Annotated in this window: 24 protein-coding genes and 1 tRNA gene; 15 read left to right on the top strand and 10 right to left on the bottom strand. The window is 60.2% G+C overall.

From position 1 onward, the window contains the following. The first annotated feature begins 3 nt into the window (after positions 1 to 3). The 3 genes from cysQ to QQJ86_RS18370 all read left to right on the top strand — a co-directional run bounded on the left by cysQ (position 4) and on the right by QQJ86_RS18370 (position 2512). Positions 4 to 816 carry a 3'(2'),5'-bisphosphate nucleotidase CysQ gene (gene cysQ, locus QQJ86_RS18380; protein WP_284322412.1) on the top strand — a complete coding sequence of 271 codons (813 nt, stop codon included), beginning with the start codon at positions 4 to 6 and terminating at the stop codon, positions 814 to 816. A gap of 44 nt (positions 817 to 860) precedes the next feature. Next, positions 861 to 1667 (top strand): nucleoside triphosphate pyrophosphohydrolase, encoded by an 807-nt coding sequence (gene mazG / locus QQJ86_RS18375; RefSeq protein ID WP_284322411.1) that lies wholly within the window; start codon positions 861 to 863, stop codon positions 1665 to 1667. 77 nt (positions 1668 to 1744) lie between these two features. Further along, positions 1745 to 2512: a DUF4097 family beta strand repeat-containing protein gene (locus QQJ86_RS18370; protein ID WP_284322410.1), complete on the top strand. Its 768-nt coding sequence runs from the start codon at positions 1745 to 1747 to the stop codon at positions 2510 to 2512. Between the two features lie 25 nt (positions 2513 to 2537). Here QQJ86_RS18370 and QQJ86_RS18365 read toward each other — a convergent pair whose 3' ends face one another. The 4 genes from QQJ86_RS18365 to QQJ86_RS18350 all read right to left on the bottom strand — a co-directional run bounded on the left by QQJ86_RS18365 (position 2538) and on the right by QQJ86_RS18350 (position 7838). After that, positions 2538 to 3671, bottom strand: a complete 1134-nt coding sequence (locus tag QQJ86_RS18365) for an SLC13 family permease (protein ID WP_284322409.1) — start codon at positions 3669 to 3671, stop codon at positions 2538 to 2540. A gap of 170 nt (positions 3672 to 3841) precedes the next feature. Beyond that, on the bottom strand, positions 3842 to 4471 hold the full coding sequence (locus QQJ86_RS18360; RefSeq protein WP_284322408.1) for a glutathione S-transferase family protein: 630 nt from the start codon (positions 4469 to 4471) through the stop codon (positions 3842 to 3844). A 170-nt stretch (positions 4472 to 4641) separates the two neighbouring features. Beyond that, a complete protein-coding gene (locus QQJ86_RS18355) occupies positions 4642 to 7125 on the bottom strand; it encodes an ABC transporter permease (RefSeq protein ID WP_284322407.1) in 2484 nt (827 codons plus the stop codon). Then, the gene (locus QQJ86_RS18350; protein WP_423372825.1) at positions 7122 to 7838 is read right to left on the bottom strand and encodes an ABC transporter ATP-binding protein; all 717 of its coding nucleotides are present in this window, start codon (positions 7836 to 7838) and stop codon (positions 7122 to 7124) included. Before QQJ86_RS18350 ends, QQJ86_RS18355 begins: the two co-directional genes overlap by 4 nt. Between QQJ86_RS18350 and QQJ86_RS18345 the strand changes: the two genes are divergently transcribed. From QQJ86_RS18345 to QQJ86_RS18335, 3 genes are all read left to right on the top strand, one after another. After that, entirely contained in the window at positions 7837 to 8460 is a 624-nt protein-coding gene (locus tag QQJ86_RS18345) for an arylesterase (RefSeq protein ID WP_284322405.1), read from the top strand. The two genes, QQJ86_RS18350 and QQJ86_RS18345, sit on opposite strands and share 2 nt — an antisense overlap. A gap of 148 nt (positions 8461 to 8608) precedes the next feature. Further along, the gene (locus QQJ86_RS18340) at positions 8609 to 9343 is read left to right on the top strand and encodes a response regulator transcription factor (protein ID WP_284322404.1); all 735 of its coding nucleotides are present in this window, start codon (positions 8609 to 8611) and stop codon (positions 9341 to 9343) included. Positions 9344 to 9358: 15 nt separating this feature from the next. Continuing rightward, a complete protein-coding gene (locus QQJ86_RS18335; RefSeq protein ID WP_284322403.1) occupies positions 9359 to 10345 on the top strand; it encodes a sensor histidine kinase in 987 nt (328 codons plus the stop codon). A gap of 67 nt (positions 10346 to 10412) precedes the next feature. Here QQJ86_RS18335 and QQJ86_RS22760 read toward each other — a convergent pair whose 3' ends face one another. Continuing rightward, entirely contained in the window at positions 10413 to 11768 is a 1356-nt protein-coding gene (locus QQJ86_RS22760) for a 3-oxoacid CoA-transferase (RefSeq protein ID WP_345782827.1), read from the bottom strand. A gap of 221 nt (positions 11769 to 11989) precedes the next feature. Here QQJ86_RS22760 and QQJ86_RS18320 point away from each other — a divergent pair, with 221 nt between their 5' ends. Together QQJ86_RS18320 and QQJ86_RS18315 are read left to right on the top strand one after the other, a co-directional pair. Next, positions 11990 to 12997, top strand: a complete 1008-nt coding sequence (locus QQJ86_RS18320) for an isoaspartyl peptidase/L-asparaginase family protein (RefSeq protein ID WP_284322402.1) — start codon at positions 11990 to 11992, stop codon at positions 12995 to 12997. Between the two features lie 135 nt (positions 12998 to 13132). Continuing rightward, the gene (locus tag QQJ86_RS18315) at positions 13133 to 15172 is read left to right on the top strand and encodes a DUF6311 domain-containing protein (RefSeq protein ID WP_284322401.1); all 2040 of its coding nucleotides are present in this window, start codon (positions 13133 to 13135) and stop codon (positions 15170 to 15172) included. A 16-nt stretch (positions 15173 to 15188) separates the two neighbouring features. On the opposite strand, the gene QQJ86_RS18310 is transcribed toward QQJ86_RS18315, so the two are convergent. The 3 genes from QQJ86_RS18310 to QQJ86_RS18300 form a co-directional block, all read right to left on the bottom strand. Next, a complete protein-coding gene (locus QQJ86_RS18310) occupies positions 15189 to 15779 on the bottom strand; it encodes a response regulator transcription factor (protein WP_284322400.1) in 591 nt (196 codons plus the stop codon). 113 nt (positions 15780 to 15892) lie between these two features. Then, complete coding sequence (locus tag QQJ86_RS18305) at positions 15893 to 17173, bottom strand: ATP-binding protein (protein ID WP_284322399.1); 1281 nt, start codon at positions 17171 to 17173, stop codon at positions 15893 to 15895. 52 nt (positions 17174 to 17225) lie between these two features. Beyond that, entirely contained in the window at positions 17226 to 18776 is a 1551-nt protein-coding gene (locus QQJ86_RS18300) for a peptide MFS transporter (RefSeq protein WP_284322398.1), read from the bottom strand. A 251-nt stretch (positions 18777 to 19027) separates the two neighbouring features. Between QQJ86_RS18300 and QQJ86_RS18295 the strand changes: the two genes are divergently transcribed. The 4 genes from QQJ86_RS18295 to QQJ86_RS18280 all read left to right on the top strand — a co-directional run bounded on the left by QQJ86_RS18295 (position 19028) and on the right by QQJ86_RS18280 (position 21501). Then, complete coding sequence (locus tag QQJ86_RS18295; RefSeq protein WP_284322397.1) at positions 19028 to 19402, top strand: diacylglycerol kinase; 375 nt, start codon at positions 19028 to 19030, stop codon at positions 19400 to 19402. Between the two features lie 78 nt (positions 19403 to 19480). Next, entirely contained in the window at positions 19481 to 20101 is a 621-nt protein-coding gene (locus QQJ86_RS18290; RefSeq protein WP_284322396.1) for a LemA family protein, read from the top strand. A 1-nt stretch (position 20102) separates the two neighbouring features. Then, positions 20103 to 20993: a TPM domain-containing protein gene (locus tag QQJ86_RS18285; protein WP_284322395.1), complete on the top strand. Its 891-nt coding sequence runs from the start codon at positions 20103 to 20105 to the stop codon at positions 20991 to 20993. Between the two features lies 1 nt (position 20994). Then, on the top strand, positions 20995 to 21501 hold the full coding sequence (locus QQJ86_RS18280; RefSeq protein WP_284322394.1) for a TPM domain-containing protein: 507 nt from the start codon (positions 20995 to 20997) through the stop codon (positions 21499 to 21501). Between the two features lie 12 nt (positions 21502 to 21513). On the opposite strand, the gene QQJ86_RS18275 is transcribed toward QQJ86_RS18280, so the two are convergent. Then, positions 21514 to 22074 carry a GspH/FimT family pseudopilin gene (locus QQJ86_RS18275; protein WP_284322393.1) on the bottom strand — a complete coding sequence of 187 codons (561 nt, stop codon included), beginning with the start codon at positions 22072 to 22074 and terminating at the stop codon, positions 21514 to 21516. A 130-nt stretch (positions 22075 to 22204) separates the two neighbouring features. Between QQJ86_RS18275 and uvrB the strand changes: the two genes are divergently transcribed. From uvrB to QQJ86_RS18260, 3 genes are all read left to right on the top strand, one after another. Then, entirely contained in the window at positions 22205 to 24238 is a 2034-nt protein-coding gene (gene uvrB / locus QQJ86_RS18270) for an excinuclease ABC subunit UvrB (protein ID WP_284322392.1), read from the top strand. 53 nt (positions 24239 to 24291) lie between these two features. After that, positions 24292 to 24366: transfer RNA gene (locus QQJ86_RS18265), tRNA-Val, on the top strand. 203 nt (positions 24367 to 24569) lie between these two features. Beyond that, positions 24570 to 25019, top strand: a complete 450-nt coding sequence (locus QQJ86_RS18260) for a CopD family protein (protein WP_284322391.1) — start codon at positions 24570 to 24572, stop codon at positions 25017 to 25019. A gap of 86 nt (positions 25020 to 25105) precedes the next feature. Here the strand turns inward: QQJ86_RS18260 and QQJ86_RS18255 are convergent, their stop codons facing one another. After that, on the bottom strand, positions 25106 to 26116 hold the full coding sequence (locus QQJ86_RS18255; RefSeq protein ID WP_284322390.1) for an NAD-dependent epimerase: 1011 nt from the start codon (positions 26114 to 26116) through the stop codon (positions 25106 to 25108). Positions 26117 to 26227 lie beyond the last annotated feature (111 nt).

Raw genomic sequence — 26227 nt, 5'->3', positions numbered from 1 at the left:
ATCATGCCCGATCATCCTCTGCTGCTCGAAGTCGGCACGCTGGCGCGACTTGCCGGCGACGCCATCATGGTCGTCTATCGCGAAGATTTCGACGTCGAGATGAAAAGCGATCGGTCGCCGCTCACGGCAGCTGACCTGGCCGCGCAAAAAGTCATCGCTTCCGGCTTGGCGCAGCTTGATCCCGTGTTGCCGGTAGTTTCGGAAGAAGCGAGCCAGTTGCCGTGGGAACAACGTCGCGAATGGTCGCGGTACTGGCTGGTCGATCCCCTCGACGGCACGCGCGAATTCGTCAAGCGCAACGGTGAATTCACTGTCAACATCGCTTTGATCGAGAACGGCGATCCCGTGCTGGGCGTGGTGCTGGCACCGGTCACGGGAGAACTGTTTGTCGCCGCGCGCGGACATGGCGCATGGTGGCAAGTGCAACGCGATGCCGAGTGGGAACGTATTTCCACGCGCACGCTGGCCAATCCACCGGTTGCCGCGGGCAGCCGCTCGCATGGTGGTTCGTCGGAAGCGACGCTGCGCCGTCTGCTGGGTGAGGATTACCAACTGCATGCGCTTGGCTCCTCGCTGAAGTTTTGCCTGATTGCCCGTGGCTCAGCGGATGTGTACTTGCGCCGTGGCCCGACCAGCGAATGGGATACCGCCGCTGCACAATGCGTGCTGGAAGAAGCCGGTGGTGCAGTGCTCGATCTCTCCGGCAAACCGCTGCATTACAACCGCGGGGAATCGTTGATCAATCCAGAATTCCTCGCCGTGGGCGATGCCGGCATCGATTGGCCCGCGCGCCTGCGCGAAGCGGGATTGCCGTGAATCTATCGATTCCATCGCCCCGGCAACGGCAATGAGAGATATCGATGAAGGTTGAAAAACGCCAAAGCCTCGCCGACCTGCTCGCCATCATGGCGCGCCTACGCGATCCGGAACGCGGTTGTCCGTGGGATGTGCAGCAGGATTTCAGCACCATAGCGCCCTATACCGTCGAGGAAGCCTACGAAGTCGCCGATGCCATCGATCGCAAGGACTGGCACGACCTGCGCGATGAACTGGGTGATTTGCTGTTGCAGGTGGTGTTTCACTCGCAGATGGCGAAAGAGCAAGGGCTATTCGATTTCGACGATGTAGCGCACACCATCAGCGAGAAAATGCTGCGTCGACATCCACACGTGTTCGGCGACGTCACTTACGCGGACGTGGAAGAGCAGAAGCGCGCCTGGGATGAGATCAAAGCCAGCGAGCGCGCTGCGAAAGGCGCGCACAGCGACGACAGTGTGCTCGCCGGTGTTTCACCCGGCCAGCCGGAATGGCAGCGCGCACTGAAGTTGCAGCAGCGTGCGGCGACGGTCGGCTTCGACTGGCCCGATCATCGCCCGGTCATCGGCAAGCTGCATGAAGAGCTATCCGAAGTTGACGCCGAGTTCGAAGCCGGCGCCGATCCCGCTCGACTGGAAGATGAGATCGGCGACGTGCTGTTCGTGGCGGTCAATCTGGCGCGTCACGCCAAGGTCGATTTCGCGCGCGCGTTGAAGCACGCCAATGCCAAGTTCGAGCGCCGTTTTCGGCGCATGGAGCAGCTGGCGGCAGGAGCGGGCAAGACACTTGAGTCGATGGAGCTGATGGAGCAGGAAGCGCTTTGGCAGCGGGCGAAGGCAGAAGAGCGGTAATCTTCATCTATCTGCCCGTTTCAACCTTTTTCACACTTCAAGCATCTGAAGCATTCGAACACCTCCGGAGCTTTCGTATGCGTTACCTACTTGCCCTGCTGGCCTTGCTTCCCCTCACCGCTGCCGCCTCGGAATGTCGCTACAGTGCCCCCCGCACTCTGCACGACGACCTGGCCGGCATCCGTCGTGTCCAGATCGAATTGCATAGTCAGGACTTGCACCTGGTAGGCACCGGCAACGCCAGTGGCTTGCAAGTCAATGGCCGTGCCTGCGCTTCTTCGCAGTCCGAGCTGGATAACCTCCAAGTCACCTCGCGGCGCGAAGGCGATCAGCTCATCATCGACATCGGCGCACATAACACATTCAATGTCCGTGTCTTTGGTGTTTCTTACGCCTATCTGGACCTGCAGGCGCAACTGCCTGCCAACATGCCCGTCAGTATCAATACCGGCTCGGGCGACGCCTACGTGAGTGGGCTGGCGCAGCTCGACGCGCAGACCGGCTCGGGCGATCTGCATGTCGATCATGTCGCTGGCGAAGTCTCCGTGACGACGGGTTCTGGCGATGTTGAACTTTCCGACGTGGGCAGCGTGCGTGCCGATTCGGTGGGCTCGGGCGATCTGAAAGCGCGCAATGTCCGCAACGGCGTCAATATTGGCAACGTTGGTTCCGGCGACGTCACCCTGGAGCATGTGGGAGGCAGCGTCCACGTGGACACCATCGGTTCCGGCGATGTAACGGCCAAGGACGTGCGCGGCGATTTGGTTGTGGCCGCCAAGGGCAGCGGTGACGTGACGCACAGTGAGATTGGCGGCAAGGTGAGTGTGCCGAACGACAACGATTGATCGTCATTCGCTGCCGCTTCAGCTCTCAGGCAAGCAAGCGCATCACGACATAAACCACCGCTGCGCAAACCAGCAAAAACGGAATCGACACTTCATGAAACAGCCGCATGCCATGCGGCTGTTTTGCCAAGCGGAGTGCGATCAGGTTCGCCAGCGAGCCGATTACCACGCCAAAGCCGCCTACGTTTACCGCCACGGCCAACGCCATCGCATCCGGCGAGCGATCAAGCAGCAACACCGTGGCCGGCACATTGCTGATCAGCTGTGAGCTCACGATGCCGCCTAGATAAAGGGCCAGTGGCTGGGTGAAGTCGATCTTGCCGAGTGCATGGCCCACGATCGGCAGCGCGGCGAAATGGCCAAGCCCCAGGAAGATCGCGGCGAAGGTCGCCATCAGCCACCCATCGATGCACCGAAGCGTGCGCCAGGAAAATGAGGCGAAGGGAATCACCAACAGCAGCGCACCAAGCGGTGCATAGCCGCGTTCCATCATCAGTACCATCATGGCGAGTGCGACCAGGGACAGCACTGCCAGCGATACCGAAATTGGGTGCCCATCGAGCTTGTCGGCCTGCAGTTCCACACGTTCTTTTGGTAGCCAGAACCAGGTGAGCACGGCGACCATCACGAACATCACTGCGGACGCGGGCAGCAGGCTGCCGACGAATTGCAGGAAAGGAATCTGCGCATGCTGCCAAATCAGCAGATTCTGCGGATTGCCGATCGGACTGAGCGTGGAGCCGGCGTTGACGGCCAGCGCTTCCAGCACCGCCAAGCGCAGGATCGGCAAATTGGACATGCCGCCGATCGCCACCGTCAGCGGCACCACCAGGAACAGGCTCACATCGTTGGTGAGCACCATCGACAACACCGCCGTCATGCTCACCAGCACCAGGCCCACGCCGCGCAGCGAATGCATGCGTGCCACCAGCATGCCCGCCAAGCGTTGCACCAGCCCGCTGTCGCGAATGCCTTGAATCGCGATCATCAGCCCCAGCAAGCCGCACAAGGTGGGTACTTGCAGCCAACGTTGGTAGCGCGCCCACGGTTGCGGATCGACAAAGGCCAGCAGCACGGTAAGCGCAGTGAACAACAGCAGCAGCCATTCGTGCTTGAGACGGTCGAGCCAGGTGTGGGTGGTAGATGTCTGCGAGGTCATCGTCGATATGCGCGATATTCCTGTTCCCTCTCCCCTCCGGGGAGAGGGTTAGGGTGAGGGGACAATCTTGCGGTGCAAGTAAATCGAAGCGTGGCTTTTATGGAGCCTGAGGCAAGCCTTGACTCCTCACCCCAGCCCTCTCCCCGGGAGGGAGAGGGAGAAAAACTGCCTCACCACTCCGTCAGCCCTTCCAGTTCATACAACTTCTTCCAGCTTGGTCGCGCACGCACGTTATCGGCCAATCGTTTCAGCGCCGACCATTCGGTCGCCGGGCGCGGCATGTTGCGCGACCAACGCATCAGCATGGTGAGCATCAAATCCACGCCGGAGAAATCGGTGCCGAGCATGTAGGGACCATGCGCAGAGAGATGCGCTTCAAGGCGATCCCAGATTCCCTCGATCTTGTGTTGCACGGCGGCGCGGATATCCGGCGGCGATTCCTGATGGCCGAGTTCCTGCGGATAGAACCAGAACCGATACGTCGACATCAGCGCGTTGCTGAGGAATACCGTCCATTGCAACCACGTCTCGCGTTCGGGCGTCCCCACTGGTGGGATCAACTTCGCTTCCGGATGACGCTCGGCCAGGATGATCAGCAGTGCTCCCGACTCGTACACCGCTCGGCCATCGATTAGCAGCGTCGGTACCTTGGCGCCAGGATTGAGCTTCAGATACTCGGCGTCGTATTGCGCTTTGTTGTCGATGTCCACCAGCTTCAGCTGATAGGGTGCGCCGATTTCCAGCAAGGCGAGATGGACGACCATGCTGGCGGTGCCGGGGGAATAGTAGAGCGTGTACATGTGCGGTCCTTGTCGGGAAGGAAGGCGCATCGTACCGCATGCATTTATTCCCTCTCCCCTTCGGGGAGAGGGTTAGGTTGAGGGGACAATCTTGCGTATCAGTCACTTCATGGCGAGGTTGGCCCCTCACCCCAGCCCTCTCCCCCGAAGGGGAGAGGGGGCATAACGCATCATTCCGCGCGCAACAAACGCATCGGCGGCGTATGCGTGACTTTCCGCGTGCCGGCTAGACCAAGCAGCATCACCACGATCGCCGCAGCGAGTGCCGACAGCAGAAGCGGCACCGGTTGCGGCATGAAATCCTTGATGTGGAATACGCTGCGTCCCAGCCACCACCCACCGACCATCGAGCCGCATGCGGCGGTAATGCCGGCAATCAAGCCGAGCAGGGCAAATTCGCATGCCGCGGCGATACGCAGCAAACCGCGGCGTGCACCCAACGTGCGCAGCAAGGCTGCTTCGTGTCGACGTTCCTGCCCGCTGGTGGCCAGCGCTGCCGCCAGCACCAGCGCGCCGGCCAGCAAGCTGAAACCCAGCACCCAACGCACAGCACCTGTTACGCGTTGCACGATATCGCGCACGCGATCGAGCAGTGCATCCACATCCACCAGGCTCAAGTTGGAGTAGTTGCGGGAAACCGCAGCCAGGGCTTCGGTATGGCCGCGCGGCAAATAGAAACTGGCCAGCCAGGTATGCGGCAGCGTGTTTGCGTGCGTCGGATCCATCAGCAGGAAGAAGTTCACGCGGAAAGATGTCCAATCCACATGCCGGAAACTGGTGATTTTGGCGTCGATCTGACCCTCGCCTACATCGAAGCGCATGATGTCGCCGAGTTTCAGCGCATACATGTCGCGCCACATCGTATCCACCGACACCTCGGCCTGTGCTGGCTGCGGCGCAAACCATTGGCCAGCGACCACTGTGTTGGATGGAGGCAGATCGTTCGCCCACGACAGGCGCAACTGGCGATCGCTCCACTCTTTCGCGCGTTCGTCCTTGAATGTCAGGGTGTCGATTGGATGGCCGTTGATGGCAGTGAGCTTGCCGACTGCCAGCGGCATCATGTTGAGCTGATTGGCGTCGAGGCTTGCGAGTGCCTTGTTGAAACCGTCGCGCTGATCGTCCTGCAGGTTGAGCACGAACCAGTTCGGCGTATCGGTGGGCAATTCCTTGCGCCAGCCATCGAGCAATGCAGGCGCTACTACAGCGAGCAGCAGAAGCGCGGTAAGGCCCATGCTCAGTGCAGTCGCCTGCACGATGCTCAAGCCACGGCGACGCGCCAGCGCCGCCATGCCCAGCCGCAGCGCTGGATGTCCACCGGGTGCAATGCGTCGCACCGTCCACAGCAGCAACGCCGCCAGCAGGGCGGCGAACAGCGCAACGCCCAGCAAACTCACCGCGAGGATGCCAGCAAGTTTGGCGGAGCCGCTGAGATTCCAGATCAGCGCCAACGCCACCACGGCAGGAATGAGATACAGCACATCGAAGCGTCGGATACGCCGCGCCATGCTGGCGCGAAACACCGCCACCGGCGGCACATCGGCAAGCCGCACCAGTGGCGGCAAGGCAAAGCCGATCAGTACGGCGATGCCCATGCCGGCCGCGGCGAAGGCGGGCAGTATCGGCAATACCGTCGGCACACCCGAGAACAACTGGCTGGCAAACATCCACGCACCTTGCGCCAGAAGCAATGCCAGCAGCACGCCGAGCAAAGCAGCTGGCAATGCGAGACCACCCATCGTGCCGAGCAACAAGCCAAACACTCGCGCACGTGATGTGCCGAGCGCGCGCAACAACGACACTTCACTGGTTTTGCGGCGCGCGTAGCGCTGCGATGCCAGTGCGATGGCTACACCAGAGAGCAATGCAGAGAGCAGCGCCGTCAGCCGCAAGAACGAGCCGGCGCGATCGAATGCGCTGCGCATGCGTTCCTGCGTCTGTTCCGGCGTGATCAATTCGCCACCTTGCGGCAGCGTGGTGGATTGCGCCCACGCGCGCCAACTTTGCACGGCAGCGGGCTCGCCCGCCAACAGCACGTTATGTCGCGCGCGACTGCCAACGCTTAACAGACCCGCCTGCTGCGCATCGCCCAGGTTCATCAGCGCGCGAGGCGCCATGGCCACCAGTTCGCCGCCGTCCGGTTGTTGCAGCAATTCGCCGGCAATGCGCAGATCGCGGCCACCCAACTGCACGCTATTACCGACATGACGATCCAATGCCACGAGCGCACGGTGATCGAGATAGACCGTTCCAGCTGCAGGTCCATGACTGACGACTTGCCGCCCATTCGTATCAGCGATCAGCAACGTGCCGCGTAGCGGATAGCCCGAGTCGGTAGCAAGCACGTCCAGCAGCTGACTCTGCTGCTGCGCGAAGGCGACGCTGGGAAAGCTGGCGGTCTGGGTGACCGCCAAGCCGCGCTGGCTTCCGGCCACGGCAAATTTGCCTGGGATGTTCTGCGGTGCCGAAACACCTACATCACCACCGATAAGTTCGGCGGCGCTGGCAAGCACGCCGCGTTCCATGCGCGTGGCAAGCGTGGCCACGACACCGAGCGCCACCACCGCTAGCACCAACGACGCCGCGAGCGTGCGCAGTTCCGGCAGATGCCATTCGCGCCGCAGGCTGCGCAAGGCTAGCAACAGAATTCTCATGATAGCGACTCTAAGTGACCTTCCTGCAGTTCCGCGCGCCGCATGCATCGTTCCGCCAATTGCATATCGTGCGTGACAAGTATCAAGGTCGTGTGATGATCGCGATTTAGCGCGAACAACAGATCGCACACATGTCGTCCGGTGCGTCGATCCAGATTGCCCGTAGGCTCATCCGCGAAAAGTACGCGTGGTCCATGCACGAAGGCGCGCGCGATGGCCACGCGCTGTTGCTCGCCGCCGGAAAGTTGCGCGGGATAGTGCTTGCGCCGCGTGCCGAGCTCGACCGCATCCAGCGCAGCACGTGCGCGTTCACGTGCATCAGCATGGCCTTCCAATTCCAGTGGCAGCATGACGTTCTGTTCGGCGGTCAAAGCTGGCAGCAGATGGAACGACTGGAACACGAAGCCGACCAGGCGCCGACGTAAGTCTGCGCGCGCTTCTTCATCGAGCTGCTCCAGCGCATGGCCGTCCAGATGGATGCTGCCGCTGGTGGGTGTGTCCAGTCCGGCGAGCAGGCCGAGCAGGGTGGTTTTGCCAGAGCCGGAAGCGCCGACGATGGCGAAGCTTTCGCCCGCGCTCACCTGCATGGCTACGTTGTTGAGGATATCCAGCCTTCCCTCGGGACCGTTCACCGACTTGCTAACATCGCGAACTTCGAGAACATGCTTTTCAAGCCCCGATCTTTCAACTACCGGACGAGAACCACCACTCATGCGTCGTTTCCTATATCTGTTCGTGCTGTTGTTCGGTATCGGGGTGGTGCAGGCGGCGTCTACGCCGAACGTTTCCGCGAAAAATTTGCTCGTGCTGGGCGATTCGCTATCCGCCGCGCACAACATTCCGGTAGAAGCAGGCTGGGTGCATCTGCTGGAAGTACGTCTCAAACAGATGGAGCCGGGCTGGACGGTGATCAATGCCAGCATCAGCGGCGAAACGTCGGTGAGCGGGCGCAACCGGCTGCCAGCGCTGCTGGCGCAATACCACCCGCGTGTAGTGGTGATCGAGCTGGGCGCCAACGATGGATTGCGCGGTCTGCCGTTGACGGATTTGCGCACTCATCTGGCCGCGATGATCGATGCGGCCCAGCACGCAGGCGCCAAAGTGCTGCTGCTCGGTATCGAAATGCCGGTGAATTACGGGCCGCAATACCGCGACGGCTTGCGTGCGGTCTATGCCGATCTCGCCCGGGAAAAGCACGCCGCGCTGGTACCGTTTCTGCTGGATGGCGTGGCTTTGAATCCGGCATTGATGCAGGAGGATGGTCTGCATCCGGTGGCGGCCGGAGAGCCGATGGTGTTGGACAACGTATGGCCGACGCTCAAGCCGCTGCTGTAAGAGCCTGTTCCATAAGCTCAAATAGCTCCCTGAACAAACCGCAACGGGATCATCACCACATATTCGTCGAAAGAATTTCACATCGGTCTTACTACCCCGAACGTTAGTCTTCACAAATGTGAAGACCGTAACGGCGACGAGGCGAATCATGAGTTCACGTGACGAGCATGCAGGGCTGATCCTGCTAGTGGAAGACAACCGTCAGATCGCGGAAATGGTGGGCGAGTTTCTGGAGCGCCGAGGCTATTCCGTTGATTTTGCTCAAGATGGTGTGAGCGGTTTACATCTGGCGGTGTCCAATAGTTACGACGTGGTGGTGCTGGATTTGATGCTTCCGGGCATCGACGGCCTGGACGTATGTCGCAAGCTGCGCGGAGACGCCAAGAAATCCACCCCCGTGCTGATGCTGACGGCGCGCGACACTCTGGAAGACAAACTGATCGGCCTGGAAGCCGGCGCCGACGACTACCTGGTGAAGCCTTTCGAGGTACGCGAACTGGAGGCGCGCCTGCGCGCCCTGATCCGCCGTGACCGCCGCCAGGTATCCAGCGAAGTGCTGACCGTGGGCGACATGACCCTGGACACCGCCACCCTGCGCCTGACCCGGGCTGGGCAGGAGCTGACCGTTTCCCCGATTGGCCTGAAGCTGCTGGCGATCCTGATGCGCGAATCGCCGCGCGTGGTAAGCCGGCGCGATATCGAGCGGGAAATTTGGGGCGATACCTTGCCCGACTCCGACACCCTGCGTTCGCATCTCTACAACTTGCGCCGGGTGATCGACAAACCGTTCGATCGGGCTTTGCTACACACCATTCATTCGGCCGGTTATCGCTTGGCCGATCTGGAGACTGAGGCGACCGCTCCCATCAGTCATATTGCGTAACCACCCGATACTTGCATGTCGACAATGGGTGCCCCGATGCCGCGCGACGAGCCCGCGCGCGGCGGCTTTCAACGCCGGTTGCTGCTGATTTTCGGCATGCAACTCGTGGCGGTGGTGGTGGCGTGCCTGATGGGTTACTACAACGTGGCGCCGGCGGCCGCGGTGCTGCTGCTGATCGTGATCGTGAGCGCACTGACCTGGCTTGCTACGGAGCGCGCTTGGCGGCAAGTCAGCACGTTGGCGCAATGGGTGGGTAACTGGAAAGAAGGGCAGCCCGATCTGGATGCCATCCAGCCCGAGCGCCTGCGTCAAACGGATAGCGACATCGCTACCTTGGCGCGCGGTTTCCACACCTTCGCCAGCCGCATCGCCGGTTACAACGAACGCGAGCGCAACTTCACCCGCGACGCCAGCCACGAACTGCGCAGCCCGCTCACGGTGATCAAGATGTCCACCGATATGCTGTCGGACGAAGCGGGCCTGAGCGATTTCGGCAAACGTTCCGTGCAGCGCATTCGTCGCGCCACGCGGGAAATGGAAGCGCTGGTGGAGGCCTTGCTGATCTTGGCGCGCGAAGCCGACAACGGCCAGGGCGAGCAGGATTTCGTGGTGAACGACATATTGCGCGACGAACTCGCCAACGCGCGCGAGATGCTGCACGGCCATCCGATCGAACTGCAGTTGGAAGAGCCGGCTTCATTCGCACTGCATGGCTCGCCGCGCGTATTCGCGGTGCTTTGCTGGCAACTGATTCGACATGCCAGCCAATACACCGGACAGGGCATCGTGCAGGTCACGGTGACGCCCGGTATGGTGAGCGTAAGCGCCATCGCGGGTAGTGAGCAGGAACATCCGCCCGCTCCCGGACAGCGAGGCTTTGAATACGCCATCGCGCAACGCATCAGCGAGCGTTTTGCGTGGCCGCTGAGTCTGCATGTGCAGGGCGGCAATCGCTATGTGGCGGAGATCCGGTTTCCGAAACCGTTGCCGGTTTCTGCGTAGCGTCAAACTCGTGCTTGCCGCAAATGGCTCCCTCCCCCACGTGAAGTAGGGGAGGGAGTAAAGCGCGTCAACGCAGTGACGCACTCACCTCGAACGTGCACCCCGTCTTCGCCTTCACCTCGTCCACCGTCACACCTTCCTGCAGTTCGATCAGCGTCAGCCCCTTGCCCTTCGCCACTTCGAACACGCACAGATCGGTGATGATCAGATCCACCACCTGCTGGCCGGTGAGTGGCAGATCGCACTGCATCTTGATCTTCGGCGAACCGTCTTTCGCGGTGTGTTCCATCAGCACCACGACACGTTTGACACCGCTGACCAGATCCATCGCACCACCCGGCCCCTTCACCATCTTGCCCGGCACCATCCAGTTGGCGAGATCGCCGGTGCAGGACACTTCCAGGCCGCCGAGAATCGACAGGTCGATATGCCCGCCGCGAATCATCGCGAACGATTCGGCGCTGGAGAAATAGCTCGAGCCAGGCAGGGCAGTGATGGTCTGCTTACCAGCATTGATCAAATCAGGATCAACGTGGGCGTCGTCCGGGAACGGGCCGATGCCGAGCAGGCCGTTCTCCGATTGCAGCGTTACATCCATGCCCGGCGGAATGAAGTTGGCCACCAGCGTGGGAATGCCGATGCCCAGGTTCACGTAGAAGCCGTCGCGCAATTCCTTCGCTGCGCGCTGTGCCATGGCCATACGAATCGGGCTTTCCTTGCCGGTGTTGGCGCCGGCAACGGTGCGGAACTCGATGCGCTTTTCGTAGTGTTCGCCCTTGATGATGCGGTCGACATAGATGCCCGGCACGTGGATCTGATCCGGCTCCAATTCACCCACTTCCACCAGTTCTTCCACTTCGGCCACGCACACCTTGCCGCAGGTGGCGATCATCGGATTGAAGTTGCGCGCTGTCTTGCGGAATACGAGGTTGCCCAGTTTGTCGGCTTTCCACGCCTTCACGATCGACACGTCGGCATGGATCGCCTCTTCCAGCACGTATTCCTTATCGCCGAAGCGCTTGGTTTCCTTACCCTCGGCCAGCTTGGTGCCGAACGCCGTACGTGTATAGAACCCCGGAATGCCAGCACCCCCAGCGCGCAGCTTTTCCGCCAACGTGCCTTGCGGCACCAGGTGCAATTCCAACTCGCCGGCCAGTACCTGGCGCTCAAATTCCTTGTTCTCTCCTACATAGGACGCATAGACGCGCTTGACCTGGCGTGTTTTCAACAGCGGACCCATGCCGAAATCATCCACGCCAGCGTTATTGCCGACGATGGTCAAACCTTTTGTACCGGCGGCGAGCAGGGCGCCGATCAGGTTCTCGGGAATGCCGCAAAGACCAAAGCCGCCTGCAGCAATGGTCATGCCATCAAACAGCAGACCGTCGAGAGCCTTGGTTGCGCTTGCATAAACCTTTTCCATGAGGATGCCTTTCTTGCGGGGGGAATTAGCTCCCTAGGATACGACGGATCGACGACGGGACATGTTGTACGAAGGTCGAAAGATGCGGCTTTGAGTGTCATCAATGTGCCATACGGCTGAGCACGTCATGACGGCTGGCTATACTCGGCCCATACCGCGAGAGGTGCGACGTGAAGCCGTTTTGTCTGTCTGTTGCGCTTACTGCCTTGGGAATCGCCGCCATGACGCATGCCACCACGCCAGTACTGGTGATCCACGGTGGCGCCGGCGTGATCAAGCGCGACATGAGTCCAGCCAAGGAAAAGGCGGTGCGCGCTGCGATGGCCAAGGCACTACAAGATGGCTATGCCCAGCTCAGGGCCGGCAAGTCTGCGATGGATGCAGTGACGACGGCCATCGTCGCCCTGGAGGACGATTCCGAGTTTAATGCCGGCAAAGGTTCGGTGTTCACGCATGACGGCAAGAATGAGATGGACGCCGCGGTGATGGATGGCGAGAGCTTGCGCGCGGGTTCGGTGGCGGGCTTGCACCGGGTGAAGAATCCCATTCTGTTGGCACGTGCGGTCATGGACCATTCGCCGCATGTCATGCTGGTTGGCGAAGGCGCGGAAGCGTTTGCGAAGGAGCAGGGCGTCGCGCTGGTCGATCCTTCCTACTTTCGTACCGAGGAACGCTGGCAGCAGCTACAGAAAGCATTGAAGGAAGACAGCGAAAAGAAGCCGCACAACGACCCAGCGCGTGCGAGTGCAGATATAACCAAGCATTTCGGCACCGTCGGCGCGGTAGCGCTCGATAGCCAGGGTCGCCTTGCTGCGGGCACGTCCACCGGTGGTATGACCGACAAGCGCTGGGGGCGCATAGGTGATTCGCCAATCATCGGCGCCGGCACTTATGCGAATGCGCAGTGCGCCGTATCAGGCACCGGTTGGGGTGAGTTCTACATGCGCACCGTGGCGGCGCACGAAATCTGCATGAAGGTGTCGATGCTGGATGAACCGGTACAGCGCGCCGCTGCCGAAGTGATCAACCAGGAAATTCCATCCATGGGCGGCAATGGCGGTGCCATTGCGCTGGATTCGGATGGCAACATCGCGATGCCGTTCAATACCGACGGTATGTTTCGTGGCTGGATCGGTGCGGACGGCGTACCGCATGTGGCGATCTACGACGATGAACCGGATCCGTCGAATCATCAGCCGTCGCCAGCGGAGCCATCTTCGACGGAGTAAGGCCTGGCGCAGCGGCGCAATGACGGAAGTGTTGTCCACCTTCCCGATGTGCAATGCTCTTGCGCCCTCATCAAAGCGGTTATGCGCGTGGCGTACAGGACAGGATGGATATCTCGCACTCTTGATTCGTGGCTGATGCCCGTCCTGATTGGCGTGGTGGCCTGTCTGCTCATCACAGGCAGTGCGATGCTGGCCCCCGGCAACGTCAACTGGCTTACGCACGGTGACCTCGCGCAGAGCTATCTAGGCTGGGCGTTTTACCGCCATGCCCCATGGGGTTGGCCGCCCGGAGCCAATTCGCTTTATGGCGCAGGGCTGCATACCTCGGTTTACTACTCCGATTCCATTCCGTTGCTGGCGATGTTGCTCAAGCCATGGGCATCGTGGCTGCCTGAGCCGTTCCAATACTTTGGTCTGTGGGTTCTAGCCTGCTTCGTACTGCAAGCATGGTTTGCATGGCGCCTGCTCGGCTTGGCGACGCAGAACCCGGTGGTGAAAGCGTTGGGGGTGCCGTTCTTCGTATTCGCACCGCCGATGTTGTTGCGGCTTGGCGGGCATATGGCGCTGGTTGGCCATTGGATCGTGCTTGCCGCGGTCTATCTTTGCCTTCGCCCCGATCGCAGGCGCCAAGCGCTCTATTGGGGGTTGTTGCTGGCTGTGGCGATAACGGTGCATGCCTATCTCTTCGCCATGGCTGGGGCGATCTGGCTGGCAGATGTGGTGCAGCGTTTTCGTGTATCTGGGCCAGACGCGGCAAACGCGCGCATCAAAACGCTTTTGTCCGAGCTGCTTTCTGTTGTCGCTGTTGCTGTATTCGCCGCCTGGATAGCCGGATTGTTCATGGTGTCAGGCCACGGCGCGCAGGCCGAAGGTTTCGGCTATTACAAGATGAACGTGCTGGCGCCTTTCAATGGAGCTGGCTGGTCGCATCTAGGATTGAATTTTCCCGAGGCTACAGGCGAATACGAGGGCTTCAATTATTTCGGCCTGGGCGGCTTGGTGTTGATCCTGTCGGCTGCTGTGATAACGATGGCTCGCCGGCGCGCTTTACGCACTCGACGCATACCTGGCCCGCTCTTATGGATGGCATTGTTGCTGGCGATAGCCGCTGTGACTTGCAATGTCGGCATCGGCAGCCTGCAATGGCATATGCCGTTGCCGGAGAAATGGTGGGCTGCACTTTCCCGCGTGCCGCTGCAATCCACCGGGCGCTTGTTCTGGGCTAGCTACTACGTCGTGCTGGTAGCGTCCTTATTCGTGCTGCTGCAATCGTGTTCCGTGCGCTGGCAAATCGCCGTGTTGTTCGGGGCAATCGTTCTGCAGTGTTTGGATATTGCGCCCGGCTTCGCCAATTTGCATGCAACGTTGGCGGCGCGAGCGCGCAATGATTCGGTGCCGGGTTTGCATGGCGCTTTCTGGGATACGGCAGGGCAGCGCTATACCACGCTTAGAGTCGTGCCGCTTGCGAAGCCTTCTGGCTGGGAGCAACTTGCGTTTTATGCGAACAGCCAGCGCATGGGCTTCGATGCCGTGCAACTGGCGCGTATCGACATGGACAAATTTCATGTGCTCTACAACGATCAGCAAACTGCGCTGTTGAGCGGCAATCTGGACACACGCACACTTTACCTGCTGGATGACCGTGAGCTTGCCGTAGCACGCGCCATACCTGCGTCACGTGCCGCCTTGTTCCAGTTGGATGGCAAGAACGTGCTGGCTCCCGCATGGACTGCGCCGTTGCCGTCTTCAGCTATCGATCTGCGTGCGACGGCGTCAACATCGCCGTTTAATTTGCCGTTTCAGAGTGATTTCACCCAAACGAGCCACGGACGTTTGTTGGTGGCCGAAGGATGGGATGCGACGGGTGAGGGTGTCATGAGCCTTGACGATAGGGCGACCTTGTTCGTTCCGGATGGCTCCGACACACAGCGGCCGTTGAATGTGCAAATCAATCTTCATCGCGCGAACACCGGAAAGTCGATGGCGATGGAGTTGGAAGCGTGGTCTGATGGCAAGCGCGTCGGCAGTTGCCATATGGCGAATGATGGCTGCCGCACGTGGGTGTTCGAGGTGCCAGGCGTCACTGGTGAAGGCTATTTTCGCAAATTGGAATTGCGGCCCGGTACCCCAACGGCAAAGCTGCGTATTGCACTCGACGCGATCAGCGTGCAATAGCGCAGCCTTGGGTCGTTTAACTACCCTGGTTCGGTCGCTCGCGCACTGGGTGTTTGCTCAACTTACGCTGCAGCGTGCGGCGATGCATGCCCAGGCGCCGCGCGGTTTCGGAAATATTGCCGTCGCATTCCGTAAGCACGCGCTGGATGTGTTCCCACTCAAGGCGACGTAGTGCAAGCGGAGCTTCGGGGGCGTCGATGACCTCGTCTTCGCCTTGGGGCACCGTGTCGCCTCCTTCGAGCAACGCTCGTACCACGGCATCGGCGTCGACCGGCTTGGCGAGGTAATCATGCGCGCCGCGCTTGATGGCTTCGACAGCCGTAGCGATGGAGGCGTAGCCGGTCAGCAGCAGGATGCGTAAGTCGGGAACCAACTCGCGCAATTCCGGGATCAGGCGCAAACCATTTTCTTCGCCTAGTTTCAGATCCAGCACGCAATGGCGAGGCTGATGACGTTGCGACAGCGCGCGTGCTTCGTCGGCGTTGCCGGCGGTGATCACTTCGAAACCGCGCGAGGTTAGTGCTCGGGTGAGTACACGTACAAAGGTGGCGTCGTCGTCCACGATCAACAATGGACGCGTGCCGCCGGTGGGGATGGGGTGATTCATGTGCCGCTTCTGCTCGAATTTACCGGACTATTTTGCCGGATAAGCAGGCCTGTGTGCGCGTTTGGATATCTCAAGAACTAGGCAAAGCCACGCAGGCTCATCACAAATGTGCCCTACGCACCCTCGGCGATGGTCGACAAGGGCAGCCGCAGACACATTTCCGCGCCGTTTTCGGTGTTCCTGGTGATCAGTTCGCCAGACAGCCTTTCGGCGGTGGCTTCGGCCAGCGCCAGGCCAATACCAAGGCCGCTCTGCTTGCCGCTCTCGCCAAGCGCCGCGCGAACGCCAGTGGGGGCGAAGCCCGGGCCGCGGTCGCTGACGATCCAATCAAGCCACTCTCCGTCGCGGCGCACTTCGAGCGTGACGCTGTTTGAGTCGCGCAATGCGGAAGCGTCGACCGCGTTATTCAGAAGATTGAGCAAGGCATGGCGCAGGCCCGGCGGTGTGCGAAGCACAAGCTGATCGAGTTGTGGCACCACGCGCAGTTCCAGCTCCGCTTCCGGGCGCAGGAGCTGGAAGCGCTTGAGGCAGCCATGGATGAAAGTCGATAGCGTGATCCGTTCGAACTCCTGCGACAGCTGTGTCTTGCCGAAGGCGACCATCTCACGAAGGATGGTGCGGCAGCGTTCCACTTGGCCTTCCAGCAAGGCCAGGTCTTCGTCCAGCGTCGCATCGGCGGCATGTTCGCGCCGCAGTTCCGGTAACAGCGTACGCATGGTCGAAAGCGGCGTGTTCAGTTCATGCGCTGCGCCGGCAGCTTGTGTAGCGATGGCCATGATGCCTTCGTCGCGCAAGGCACGCTCACGCACGCGCTGCACTTCCTGTTGCTGCTGGCGCACCGCAGTCGCCAGCCTGTTGATGAAGAAGCCAAGCAGTAGGGCAGTAATGCCGAAGTTCACGCCCATGCCTGCTACGTGCAGCGAGAAGCCATGATCGTTGGCCGTCAGCTCATTCATCGGCAATGGCACAAACCAAAGCAACAGCACGAAGTACGCCGCGCCGGCAGCGGCAGCCACGGCGAGAATGGCGCGTACTGACAAGGCTGCGGCACTGAGCGCGATAGGTACTAGCAGCAACGTGACGAATGGATTCCTGGCGCCGCCAGTGAAGTAGAGCAAGTAACTCAGCACCAGTGTGTCCGCGACGATATGACACACCGCCTCCCATTCGCGCACCGGCCAGGGCTGACTGATCCGCCACGCGGCAAACACTGCGAATACGGCGAGCAGGTCGATGCCGAGCAGCAGCGACAGCGTGGGAATGTCGATGTGCATCCACCAGGAGCACACCATTACCGCCATGCTCTGACCGGCGATGGCGCACAGGCGCAGCCACGCAAGCGTGCGTGTCAGCGCAAAAGGTCCGATGGGTTGCTTGAGTTGGTGTTGCGGCATGACCGGCTGAGGTGGCTGTGATCCGCCGATATTACGTCGGATCGCAGGCTAGTCATGGGGTGTTGAATTCCTCGGAGCGCACGGCCGGCAGCGGCTCGTAGTTAGTGGCAGCGTCCGAATGGCTAGCCGAAAGCTTGTTCATCAGCGGCAACACAGCAATAGCGACAAGCGTGCAGCCGATGCCGACGAAACCGAGGACATTGAACAGGTGCGTATAGATGGCTAGCGACTGCACCGGATCTGTGAGGTTGTCCGGGATGTGCGCGATGTTGGCTGCCACGCTGCCGAGGTATTGCGAGATGCCCACCGCCACGTAGTAGGCGCCCATCATGAAACCGCCCATGCGTTCGGGCACGTAGCGCGCGATCATCGCCAAGCCCAGGCCGCTCACCAGCAGCTCGCCCAGCGAATAGAGGCCGTAGCCCCAGATCATCACCCACGAAGAAACCTGGCCGTTGACTGCCCCGTTCGCACCGAAGCCATACATGAAGAAGCCCAGCGCTACTGCTGCAAAGCCCCAGGCAAACTTCGTCGCCACCGACGGATCCTTGCCGAGTTTGCCAAGCGAGTTGTAGATGAAGACCAGCACTGGGCTGAGCAGCACAATCCAGATGGCGTTCAAGTTCTGGTACTGCTCGGGAATCCAATTGAACAGGTGAACGCCAAAGACGTAGAACGACAGATCAACATTGCGCTGCGCGAACAGATTCAGCGACGTCGCCATCTGCGCGTAGAAGATGAAGAAAAAGATCGTCTGTACCGTCAGCACCAGCGCTGCCGTCAAACCGGCGCGCTCGCTGGGGCGGCTGCTGCGAATCAGGTGAATGAAGATGCCGAGGATCACGATACCCGCGCCATATACGCACCACTTGGCGACGGTTTCGCTTTGCAGGATGAAAGCGGAAATGAATACGGTGGCTAGTGCTGCCAGCATCACGCCCATCACTCGTTTGAAATCGATCGCACGATCGTCGCTGGGCGAGCCGATGTGCGACAGCGTGCGCTTCATCAGCGTGTAATTGATCAAGCCAAGCACTAGGCCGATGGAGCAGACGCCGAACGCAGTGTGCCAGCCCAGGTCGTCACCATAGCGTTTGCCGATGTAATCGCGAATCCATGGCGTGGCCGTCATCGAGATCATCGAGCCGATATTCACTGCCATGTAGTAGATGGTGAAGGCGCTATCGATGCGTGTTTCGTCGCCTTCGTAGATTTTGCGTACCAGGTTGCCGGCATTCGGTTTGAAGAAACCATTGCCGACCACGATCACACCGAGCGAGAGATAAGTGATGTAGGCGTTATCGGTGGGTATCCACAGCATCGCGTAACCGATGGCGAGAATGACTGCGCCGAGCAACATGGTGCGCCGCGTGCCGATCAGCTTGTCACCGACCCAGCCGCCGATCGCCGGCGTGGCATAGATAAGCGCCGCCGCGGCACCCCAGACCAGGTTGGCCTTGGTATCCACGAAGCCCAGCTTCTTCATCATGAAGGTGACCATCAGCACCTGCATGCCGTAGAAGCCGAAGCGCTCCCACATTTCGATCAGGAATACGGTGGTAAAGGAGCGGGTCTGCGAAACGGATCGGGTTTGGATGGCCATGGATGCTTCCGGATTACGTGTACTGCAAAGCCAAAATGGGCTTGTTTTTGTGGACCTTGGCGAGGCACATCCGGCGAAGCCTACCTGATTCGCCGTTAGCCGAAAGTTGCACTGCGGCAAGCAAAATCCTGCGGGAAATCGGTGCCTAGGCTGGCTTGTGGCATCATGGCGCGCCCGTTGCCACGTTCAGGGAGAGTCGACCGTTATGCCGAAAAGCGCCGTAATTCCCTTGTCGGTAAGCGTTTTTAACCATGCCCGGTAACGGATTTCGCGGTGATCCGCGTCAGTTGTGGCGTGCTTTTCGATGGTCGATGAGCGGCCTGCGTGCGGGCTGGCGGCACGAGGCGTCGTTTCGGTTGGAAGCTATGCTTACCGTCATCCTTGTCCCTCTCGGACTGTGGGTGGGTAACGGGGCGCTTGAGAAGATCGCCCTGGTATCGCCGGTGATCCTGGTGCTGTCGGTAGAGCTGCTCAATTCGGCGATCGAGGCGGTTGTGGACAAGGTCAGTCCTGAATTTCACGAGCTGGCCGGACGGGCCAAGGACATGGGCTCGGCAGCAGTGTTTCTGCTGTTGGTGCTGGTGGTGTTGTGCTGGGGCCTGATTCTGGGGCCACGCTGGTTTTGATTCGCGCAAGCCTGAGCGGCAATTGCATCCCATCAGGTCAAATGCTGCAATGAATGCCTACGGGAAAGGAGCATTCCAATGAAAACCCTGCGTGTCTTGGTGCTGTTGCTGCTGGTGTCCATGCTTTCGGGTTGTGGCTACAACGCGATCCAGAAACAGGACGAAGTGGTCAAGGCGCAATGGTCCGAAGTGCTCAATCAATATCAGCGCCGTGCCGACCTGGTGCCGAATCTGGTGAATACCGTGAAGGGTTACGCCGCGCACGAGGAAAAGGTTTTTTCCGAAGTGACCGAGGCACGTTCACGCGTAGGCAGCATCCAGGTGACGCCTGAACTGGCCAACGATCCTGAAGCGCTTTCGAAATTCCAGGCCGCCCAAGGCCAACTCACCGGCGCATTGTCGCGACTGATGGCTGTCAGCGAGCGCTATCCCGATTTGAAGGCGAACGGTGTATTCCAGAATCTGCAGGCGCAATTGGAAGGCACTGAGAATCGCATTGCCGTTGCACGCAATCGCTACATCCAGGCGGTGCAGCAATACAACTCGTTGATCCGCACCTTCCCCAACAACCTCACCGCCAAGATGTTCGGCTATCAGGTCAAGCCAAATTTCTCGGTAGAGAACGAGAAGGCGATTTCCACGGCGCCGACGGTGGATTTCGGTACCGGTGCGCCGGCTCCTGCTGCGTCGGCACACTGATATGACCCGGCGCTGGCTGCGCCTTTGGATGACGCTGGCGATAGCCTTGCTATCGCCATGGACTTCGTTGCATGCCGACGATCAGCCGGCAGTGCCCAAGCTGGCGCGGCACGTCACGGATCTCACCGCCACGCTGACACCGCAGCAGATTGATCAGCTCGACGCGCGACTGGCCAATCTGGAAAAACAAAAAGGCGCGCAGCTGGTCGTGCTGATGATCGGCAGCACACAGCCTGATGACATCGAAGATTATTCCCTGCGTGTTTCCGAAGCGAACAAGGTTGGTCGCAAGGGTATCGATGATGGCGTGTTGCTATTCATCGCCAAAAACGATCGTCAGGTACGCATCGAAGTGGGGTATGGCCTGGAAGGTGCAATTCCCGATGCCGCTGCGGCGCGCATTATTCGCGAATACCTCGCGCCGAAGTTTCGCAACAACGATTACTTCGGCGGCATCAGCGATGCGCTCGGTGCGTTGACGTTATTGGTCAATGGCGAGCCGTTGCCGCCGCCCGTGCGCGGTAACGAGGTCGCGCATGGCCAGAATCTGCAAGGCTTTTTCTTTCTGGCGCTTTTTGCGCTGATCGTCATGCGCGGCATATTCGGGCGCGCGCCCGCGCTGGTGCGAGCGCCGCTGGGCGGGCTGGTCATCGGGGCCTTGCTCTGGATGCTGGTATCGATGGGCATTGGCATTCTCGGCGGCGTTCTCGGCGGCCTGTTCATGCTGCTGCCGCGGGGATCGGGTCGATCGATCGGCGGCGGTGGCTGGGGTGGCTTCGGTGGTTGGGGCGGCGGCGGTTTTGGTGGTGGCGGCTTCGGCGGTGGTAGCGGCGGTGGGTTTAGTGGTGGCGGTGGCAGCTTTGGTGGCGGCGGCGCCTCAGGGAGCTGGTGACATGTCTGCACGCGGCCAAAGGATCTTCGCGAATCTGTTCGAGGGCTGGTTCCAACTGCATCGGCGCTTTTCGCCCGAATTGCTGGACGATATGACGGCGGCGATCGCCGATGGCGAGCACACCCATCTTGGCGAAGTGCGTTTTGCGATCGAATCGCGGTTACCGTTGCCAGCGGTGTGGGTTGGGCTGGACGCTGGTACGCGCGCACGGCAGGTGTTCGGTCAACTTGGCGTGTGGGATACCGAGCATAACTGCGGCGTGCTGATCTACGTGCTGATGTCCGAGCATCGCATCGAAATCGTTGCGGACCGCGGTATCGCGCGACGCGTGCAGCCGGCAGAGTGGGTGGCGATCTGCAATGGCATGCGGGAGAACTTTGCAGCCGGGCAGTGGCGTGCAGGTGCCTTGCATGGCATTACTCAAGTGCATGCGTTGCTGGCAAAGCACTTTCCGAGTCATGGCAAGCCACGTCCGGATGAATTGCCGGATCGGCCAGTGTTGCTATGAATGGTCGGCTGATCAGTTGTCCGAAGCGCACTTGGCTACATCCTCCGGCTCAGGTGCTGCCGCCCTGATACGTCCTTCCCTGGCTACGCGCACTACCAAAACACGTGGCGAAGTTTCCCGTGTACAAAATACGAGACTTTGAAAGGTGCCAGCGGAACTGCCATCTGGTTTGAACCAGAAATACTGCTTGCTGCTGCCTAAGATGCGGATTGAGTTTGAGTATTTGCCGCCTGTGTAAAGTGGCTTTCCGTCTACCTCTTGCTTACCGTCAGGATCGCGTCCGATCAACCAGCCGTCTTGCCATTTGTTGTCGCCGTTGCACGTGAGCGCATCGTGGCTGGGACAAAGAATAGTGCGTACCTGTTCATTCACGGCAAGATTGCGCGCATGGTGCAAAGCGGCCATGTAGTCACTTTGGGCTGCGCGTAACTCGTGCCCGATCAGCATCCGGTTAAAGGAAGGGACGGCCATCGCGGTCACCACGGCCAGTACTGCCAGTGCGATCAGCTGTTCGGCGAGACCGAATCCTCTATTTTTGTGCTCAGTGAGACCGTTGGCATGCCATGATTTCATTTAGTTGATGCTAAACCGCGACTTCAGCGGACCAACCCGCCATAGGGTGGGGCTGGCGTCAGACCCTGCTGACAGGTTGTGTCAGCACTCGGCGTTTAAAATCCCCGAAACGCCCGCATGCTGAGCCGCTATGACCGAACGCGACCGTTTCGAACTCGTTTCCAACTACAAGCCCGCCGGTGACCAGCCGAGCGCCATTGCGCGCCTGGTCGAGGGCTTCGAGTCGGGCCTTGCCGGGCAGACGCTGCTCGGCGTGACCGGCTCCGGCAAGACCTTCACCATTGCCAACGTGGTTGCGCAGGTGCAACGACCCACCATCGTGCTGGCGCCGAACAAGACGCTGGCGGCGCAGCTCTACGGCGAATTCAAGGAATTCTTCCCGCACAACGCGGTGGAATACTTCGTCAGCTACTACGACTACTACCAGCCCGAAGCGTACGTGGTCGCATCGGATACCTATATCGAAAAAGATGCCTCGATCAACGATCACATCGAGCAGATGCGTCTGGCAGCGACCAAGGCGCTGCTCTCACGCAAGGATTCGTTGATCGTGGCCACTGTCTCGGCCATCTACGGTCTCGGCGACCCAGAAGATTACCTTTCGTTGCGCCTGATTCTTGCGCGCGGCGAGCGCATCGATCAGCGCGCCTTGATCCGCCAACTTACTGAGCTGCAGTACACCCGCAACGAGATGGAGCTGCGTCGCGGTACTTATCGCGTGCGTGGCGAGGTCATCGACGTGTTCCCGGCCGAATCGGAAACTGAGGCGTTACGCATCGAATTGTTCGACGGCGAAGTGGAGAATCTTTCGCTGTTCGACCCGCTCACGGGCGAGACGATCCGCAAGGTGCCGCGCTACACCGTGTATCCGCGTACGCATTACGCCAGCACACGCGAAAGCGTGCTCAATGCCATCGAGACGATCAAGGTCGAACTGAAAGATCGTCTGGAGCTGCTGTACCAGCAAAACCGGCTGGTGGAGGCGCAGCGCCTGGATCAGCGCACACGCTTCGATATCGAGATGATGGCCGAAGTGGGCTACTGCCAGGGTATCGAAAACTACTCGCGCCATCTGACCCGTCGTGCTCCGGGCGAGCCACCGCCGACGCTGTTCGACTATCTGCCGCCGGATGCGTTGCTGGTCATCGACGAATCGCACGTCACCGTGCCGCAGCTCGGCGCCATGTACAAGGGTGATCGCTCGCGCAAGGAGACGCTGGTGGAGTTCGGTTTCCGTCTGCCGTCGGCGATGGACAATCGCCCGCTGCGCTTCGAGGAATTCGAGCGCCGCGCGCCACGTTCGATTTACGTATCCGCTACGCCCCGCAATTACGAGTTGGAGAAATCCGGCGATGCGGTGGTGGAGTTGGTGGTGCGCCCCACTGGCCTGGTCGACCCGGAAGTGGAAGTACGGCCGGTGCGTACCCAGGTGGACGATTTGCTCAGCGAGGCGAAAAAGCGCATCGCAATGGGCGATCGCGTGCTGGTTACCACGCTTACCAAGCGCATGGCGGAGAACCTTACCGAGTACCTCAGTGAGCACGACGTAAAGGTGCGTTATCTGCACTCGGACATCGAAACCGTGGAGCGCGTGGAGATCATCCGCGACCTGCGCCTGGGCGAGTTCGATGTGCTGGTGGGCATCAACCTGCTGCGTGAGGGTTTGGACATGCCCGAGGTATCGCTTGTGGCGATCCTCGATGCCGACAAGGAAGGTTTCCTGCGTTCCACCGGCTCGCTGATCCAGACCATCGGCCGCGCCGCGCGCAACGTGCGCGGCAAGGCCATTCTCTATGCCGATGAAGTGACTCGTTCGATGCAGGCGGCGATGGATGAGACGAGCCGCCGTCGCGAAAAGCAGGTGGCCTGGAACCAGGAGCAGGGCATTACGCCACAATCCGTGGTGCGTCGCATTGCCGACATCATGGAAGGCGCTCGCAGCGAGGTGCCCGGTCGGGGGCGGGGCAAGGCTTCGCGTGGTCGCGCCGCTGCTGCAGTGGCCGAGCAGGCTGCGGAGTATGCGAGCCTGGATGCCGACCAGGCCGCCGCCATGATCAAGCGGTTGGAAGCCGAGATGCGCAAGCACGCGGAAAACCTGGAGTTCGAGGAGGCTGCCCGGCTGCGCGACCGCATCCACCAACTGCGCGAGCGGGCTTTGCGCTAGATAGGGTCTTCCGCTACACTACGCGGCTCGCGCGGTTTGCCGGGCGAGCTTATGGGCGGTTAGCTCAGCGGTAGAGCACTTCCTTGACATGGAAGGGGTCACAAGTTCGATCCTTGTACCGCCCACCAAATTCTAGATGTCACAACGGCGCAACTGAAAAGTTGCGCCGTTGTTTTTTTCGAACGGGTACACGCTGCATTGACGTTGCCTGAGGCTTGAGTTCACTGCTGGGTGACCACGCGCTTTTCCGTCTTGCGTATATCTTCAGTTGCCGATACAACGGCGCACGGCATTACGCGCCGTTTTTCGTCTGCGAAGAGGCTGACCACGCATGGTTTATCTTTGGATCAAAAGCTTCCATGTGCTGTTCGTGATCGCATGGATGTCATCAGTGTTCTATCTGCCACGCATTCTGGTAAACATCGCTGAGGCTGGTGAGGATGCTGCCGTAAAAGCGCGCTTGTGTTTGATGGGGCGCCGCCTGTATGGCTTCGGTCACAACCTGTTTGGCCTCGCGTCTTTGTTGGGGCTTACCCTGTGGCAAGGTTGGCGCGTGTTTCCTCATGCCTTGCCGAACGTCACTGGCCCATTGCACTGGATCGACGCCAAGCTGACCCTGGTAGTCGTGTTGCTGATTTATTTCGTATGGATTGGGCGTTTACTCAAACGCAGCGAAAAAGGTGGGGCGCTGCCTTCGTCGCGCACATTGCGGTTGATGAACGAGTTGCCGGTACTGGTGTTGCTGGGTGTGGTGTTCTTGGTGATCGCCAAGCCGTTCTGATTTGTTCCTGGCGTATACGCCAATTTTGCCTGGCCGTCATCCCGCGAAAACAGGAATGACGGCAGGGCGCGAGGAATGAGCTGCAATCAGGCGATGTGGTGGTATTCCCGATACCACTTCACAAATTTCGCCACACCGTCCTCGATCGATGTATTCGGCGTGTAACCCACATCACGCCGCAGCGCGGAGACATCGGCCCACGTATCCGGCACGTCGCCGGGTTGCATCGGCAGCAAGCGCTTTTCCACTGTACGACCAAGGCTCTGCTCCATCAGTTCGATGAAGTGCATCAACTGCACCGGCTGGTCGTTGCCGATGTTGTAGACGCGATACGGTGCATTCGACGCGCCAGGGTTGGGTTGCGTCGCGTCGTAATTCAAATCCGGCTCGGCAACATGATCCAGCGTGCGAATCACGCCTTCGACGATGTCGTCGATGTAGGTGAAATCGCGGCTGTGGTTGCCGTAGTTGAAGACGTCGATCGGTTCACCACGCACGATGCGGTCGGCAAACAGGATCGGCGACATGTCCGGGCGCCCCCATGGGCCGTACACAGTGAAGAAGCGCAGGCCAGTGGTGGGCAGGTCGTACAGATGGCTGTAGGTATGCGCCATCAACTCGTTGGCCTTCTTGCTGGCGGCGTACAGGCTTACCGGGTGGTCGACGGCGTCTTCCACCGCGAACGGCAGTTTGCGGTTTGCGCCATAGACAGAGCTGGAGGAGGCGTAGACCAGGTGCTCCACCTTGTGATGCCGGCAAGCCTCCAGAATGTTGATGAAACCGACCAGATTGCTTTGCGCGTAAGCCTGCGGGTTCTTAAGCGAATAACGCACGCCTGCCTGAGCGGCCAAGTTCGCCACGCGTTCTGGCCGGAATTCTCGAAAGAGTCGATTCAGCGCTTCGGCATCGGCCAGATCGGCGCGCAGGTGGGTGTAGTTCGGGTGATTGGCGAAGCGCGCCAGGCGGGCTTCTTTCAACGATGGATCGTAGTAGTCGTTGTGGTTGTCAATGCCTTGGACCTGATCGCCCCGAGCCAACAAACGCTCCGTGAGAGCTGCGCCGATGAAGCCAGCCGAGCCGGTGACGAGTACACGCATCGCGATGTCCTTGGGAATGAGGTCGCTATTGTATAGCTCGGTCGCCGTAGCTGAATTGACACGGCCGCCGCGCTGAACTAGCGTTCGTTTCCCAACATTCAGAGACAAGGT

The organism is Dyella acidisoli (genome assembly GCF_030160295.1).
In the GTDB taxonomy this organism is placed as follows: Bacteria; Pseudomonadota; Gammaproteobacteria; order Xanthomonadales; family Rhodanobacteraceae; genus Dyella_B; species Dyella_B acidisoli.
This window is presented reverse-complemented; position numbering and strand designations above follow the sequence as displayed.

Bases quoted from the DNA above. Each gene is read 5' to 3' on its own strand.
- cysQ (WP_284322412.1), top strand. From the start codon at position 4: ATGCCCGATCATCCTCTGCTGCTCGAAGTCGGCACGCTGGCGCGACTT.
- mazG (WP_284322411.1), top strand. From the start codon at position 861: ATGAAGGTTGAAAAACGCCAAAGCCTCGCCGACCTGCTCGCCATCATG.
- QQJ86_RS18370 (WP_284322410.1), top strand. From the start codon at position 1,745: ATGCGTTACCTACTTGCCCTGCTGGCCTTGCTTCCCCTCACCGCTGCC.
- QQJ86_RS18365 (WP_284322409.1), bottom strand. From the start codon at position 3,671: ATGACCTCGCAGACATCTACCACCCACACCTGGCTCGACCGTCTCAAG.
- QQJ86_RS18360 (WP_284322408.1), bottom strand. From the start codon at position 4,471: ATGTACACGCTCTACTATTCCCCCGGCACCGCCAGCATGGTCGTCCAT.
- QQJ86_RS18355 (WP_284322407.1), bottom strand. From the start codon at position 7,125: ATGAGAATTCTGTTGCTAGCCTTGCGCAGCCTGCGGCGCGAATGGCAT.
- QQJ86_RS18345 (WP_284322405.1), top strand. From the start codon at position 7,837: ATGCGTCGTTTCCTATATCTGTTCGTGCTGTTGTTCGGTATCGGGGTG.
- QQJ86_RS18350 (WP_423372825.1), bottom strand. From the start codon at position 7,838: ATGAGTGGTGGTTCTCGTCCGGTAGTTGAAAGATCGGGGCTTGAAAAG.
- QQJ86_RS18340 (WP_284322404.1), top strand. From the start codon at position 8,609: ATGAGTTCACGTGACGAGCATGCAGGGCTGATCCTGCTAGTGGAAGAC.
- QQJ86_RS18335 (WP_284322403.1), top strand. From the start codon at position 9,359: ATGTCGACAATGGGTGCCCCGATGCCGCGCGACGAGCCCGCGCGCGGC.
- QQJ86_RS22760 (WP_345782827.1), bottom strand. From the start codon at position 11,768: ATGGAAAAGGTTTATGCAAGCGCAACCAAGGCTCTCGACGGTCTGCTG.
- QQJ86_RS18320 (WP_284322402.1), top strand. From the start codon at position 11,990: ATGACGCATGCCACCACGCCAGTACTGGTGATCCACGGTGGCGCCGGC.
- QQJ86_RS18315 (WP_284322401.1), top strand. From the start codon at position 13,133: ATGCCCGTCCTGATTGGCGTGGTGGCCTGTCTGCTCATCACAGGCAGT.
- QQJ86_RS18310 (WP_284322400.1), bottom strand. From the start codon at position 15,779: ATGAATCACCCCATCCCCACCGGCGGCACGCGTCCATTGTTGATCGTG.
- QQJ86_RS18305 (WP_284322399.1), bottom strand. From the start codon at position 17,173: ATGCCGCAACACCAACTCAAGCAACCCATCGGACCTTTTGCGCTGACA.
- QQJ86_RS18300 (WP_284322398.1), bottom strand. From the start codon at position 18,776: ATGGCCATCCAAACCCGATCCGTTTCGCAGACCCGCTCCTTTACCACC.
- QQJ86_RS18295 (WP_284322397.1), top strand. From the start codon at position 19,028: ATGCCCGGTAACGGATTTCGCGGTGATCCGCGTCAGTTGTGGCGTGCT.
- QQJ86_RS18290 (WP_284322396.1), top strand. From the start codon at position 19,481: ATGAAAACCCTGCGTGTCTTGGTGCTGTTGCTGCTGGTGTCCATGCTT.
- QQJ86_RS18285 (WP_284322395.1), top strand. From the start codon at position 20,103: ATGACCCGGCGCTGGCTGCGCCTTTGGATGACGCTGGCGATAGCCTTG.
- QQJ86_RS18280 (WP_284322394.1), top strand. From the start codon at position 20,995: ATGTCTGCACGCGGCCAAAGGATCTTCGCGAATCTGTTCGAGGGCTGG.
- QQJ86_RS18275 (WP_284322393.1), bottom strand. From the start codon at position 22,074: ATGAAATCATGGCATGCCAACGGTCTCACTGAGCACAAAAATAGAGGA.
- uvrB (WP_284322392.1), top strand. From the start codon at position 22,205: ATGACCGAACGCGACCGTTTCGAACTCGTTTCCAACTACAAGCCCGCC.
- QQJ86_RS18260 (WP_284322391.1), top strand. From the start codon at position 24,570: ATGGTTTATCTTTGGATCAAAAGCTTCCATGTGCTGTTCGTGATCGCA.
- QQJ86_RS18255 (WP_284322390.1), bottom strand. From the start codon at position 26,116: ATGCGTGTACTCGTCACCGGCTCGGCTGGCTTCATCGGCGCAGCTCTC.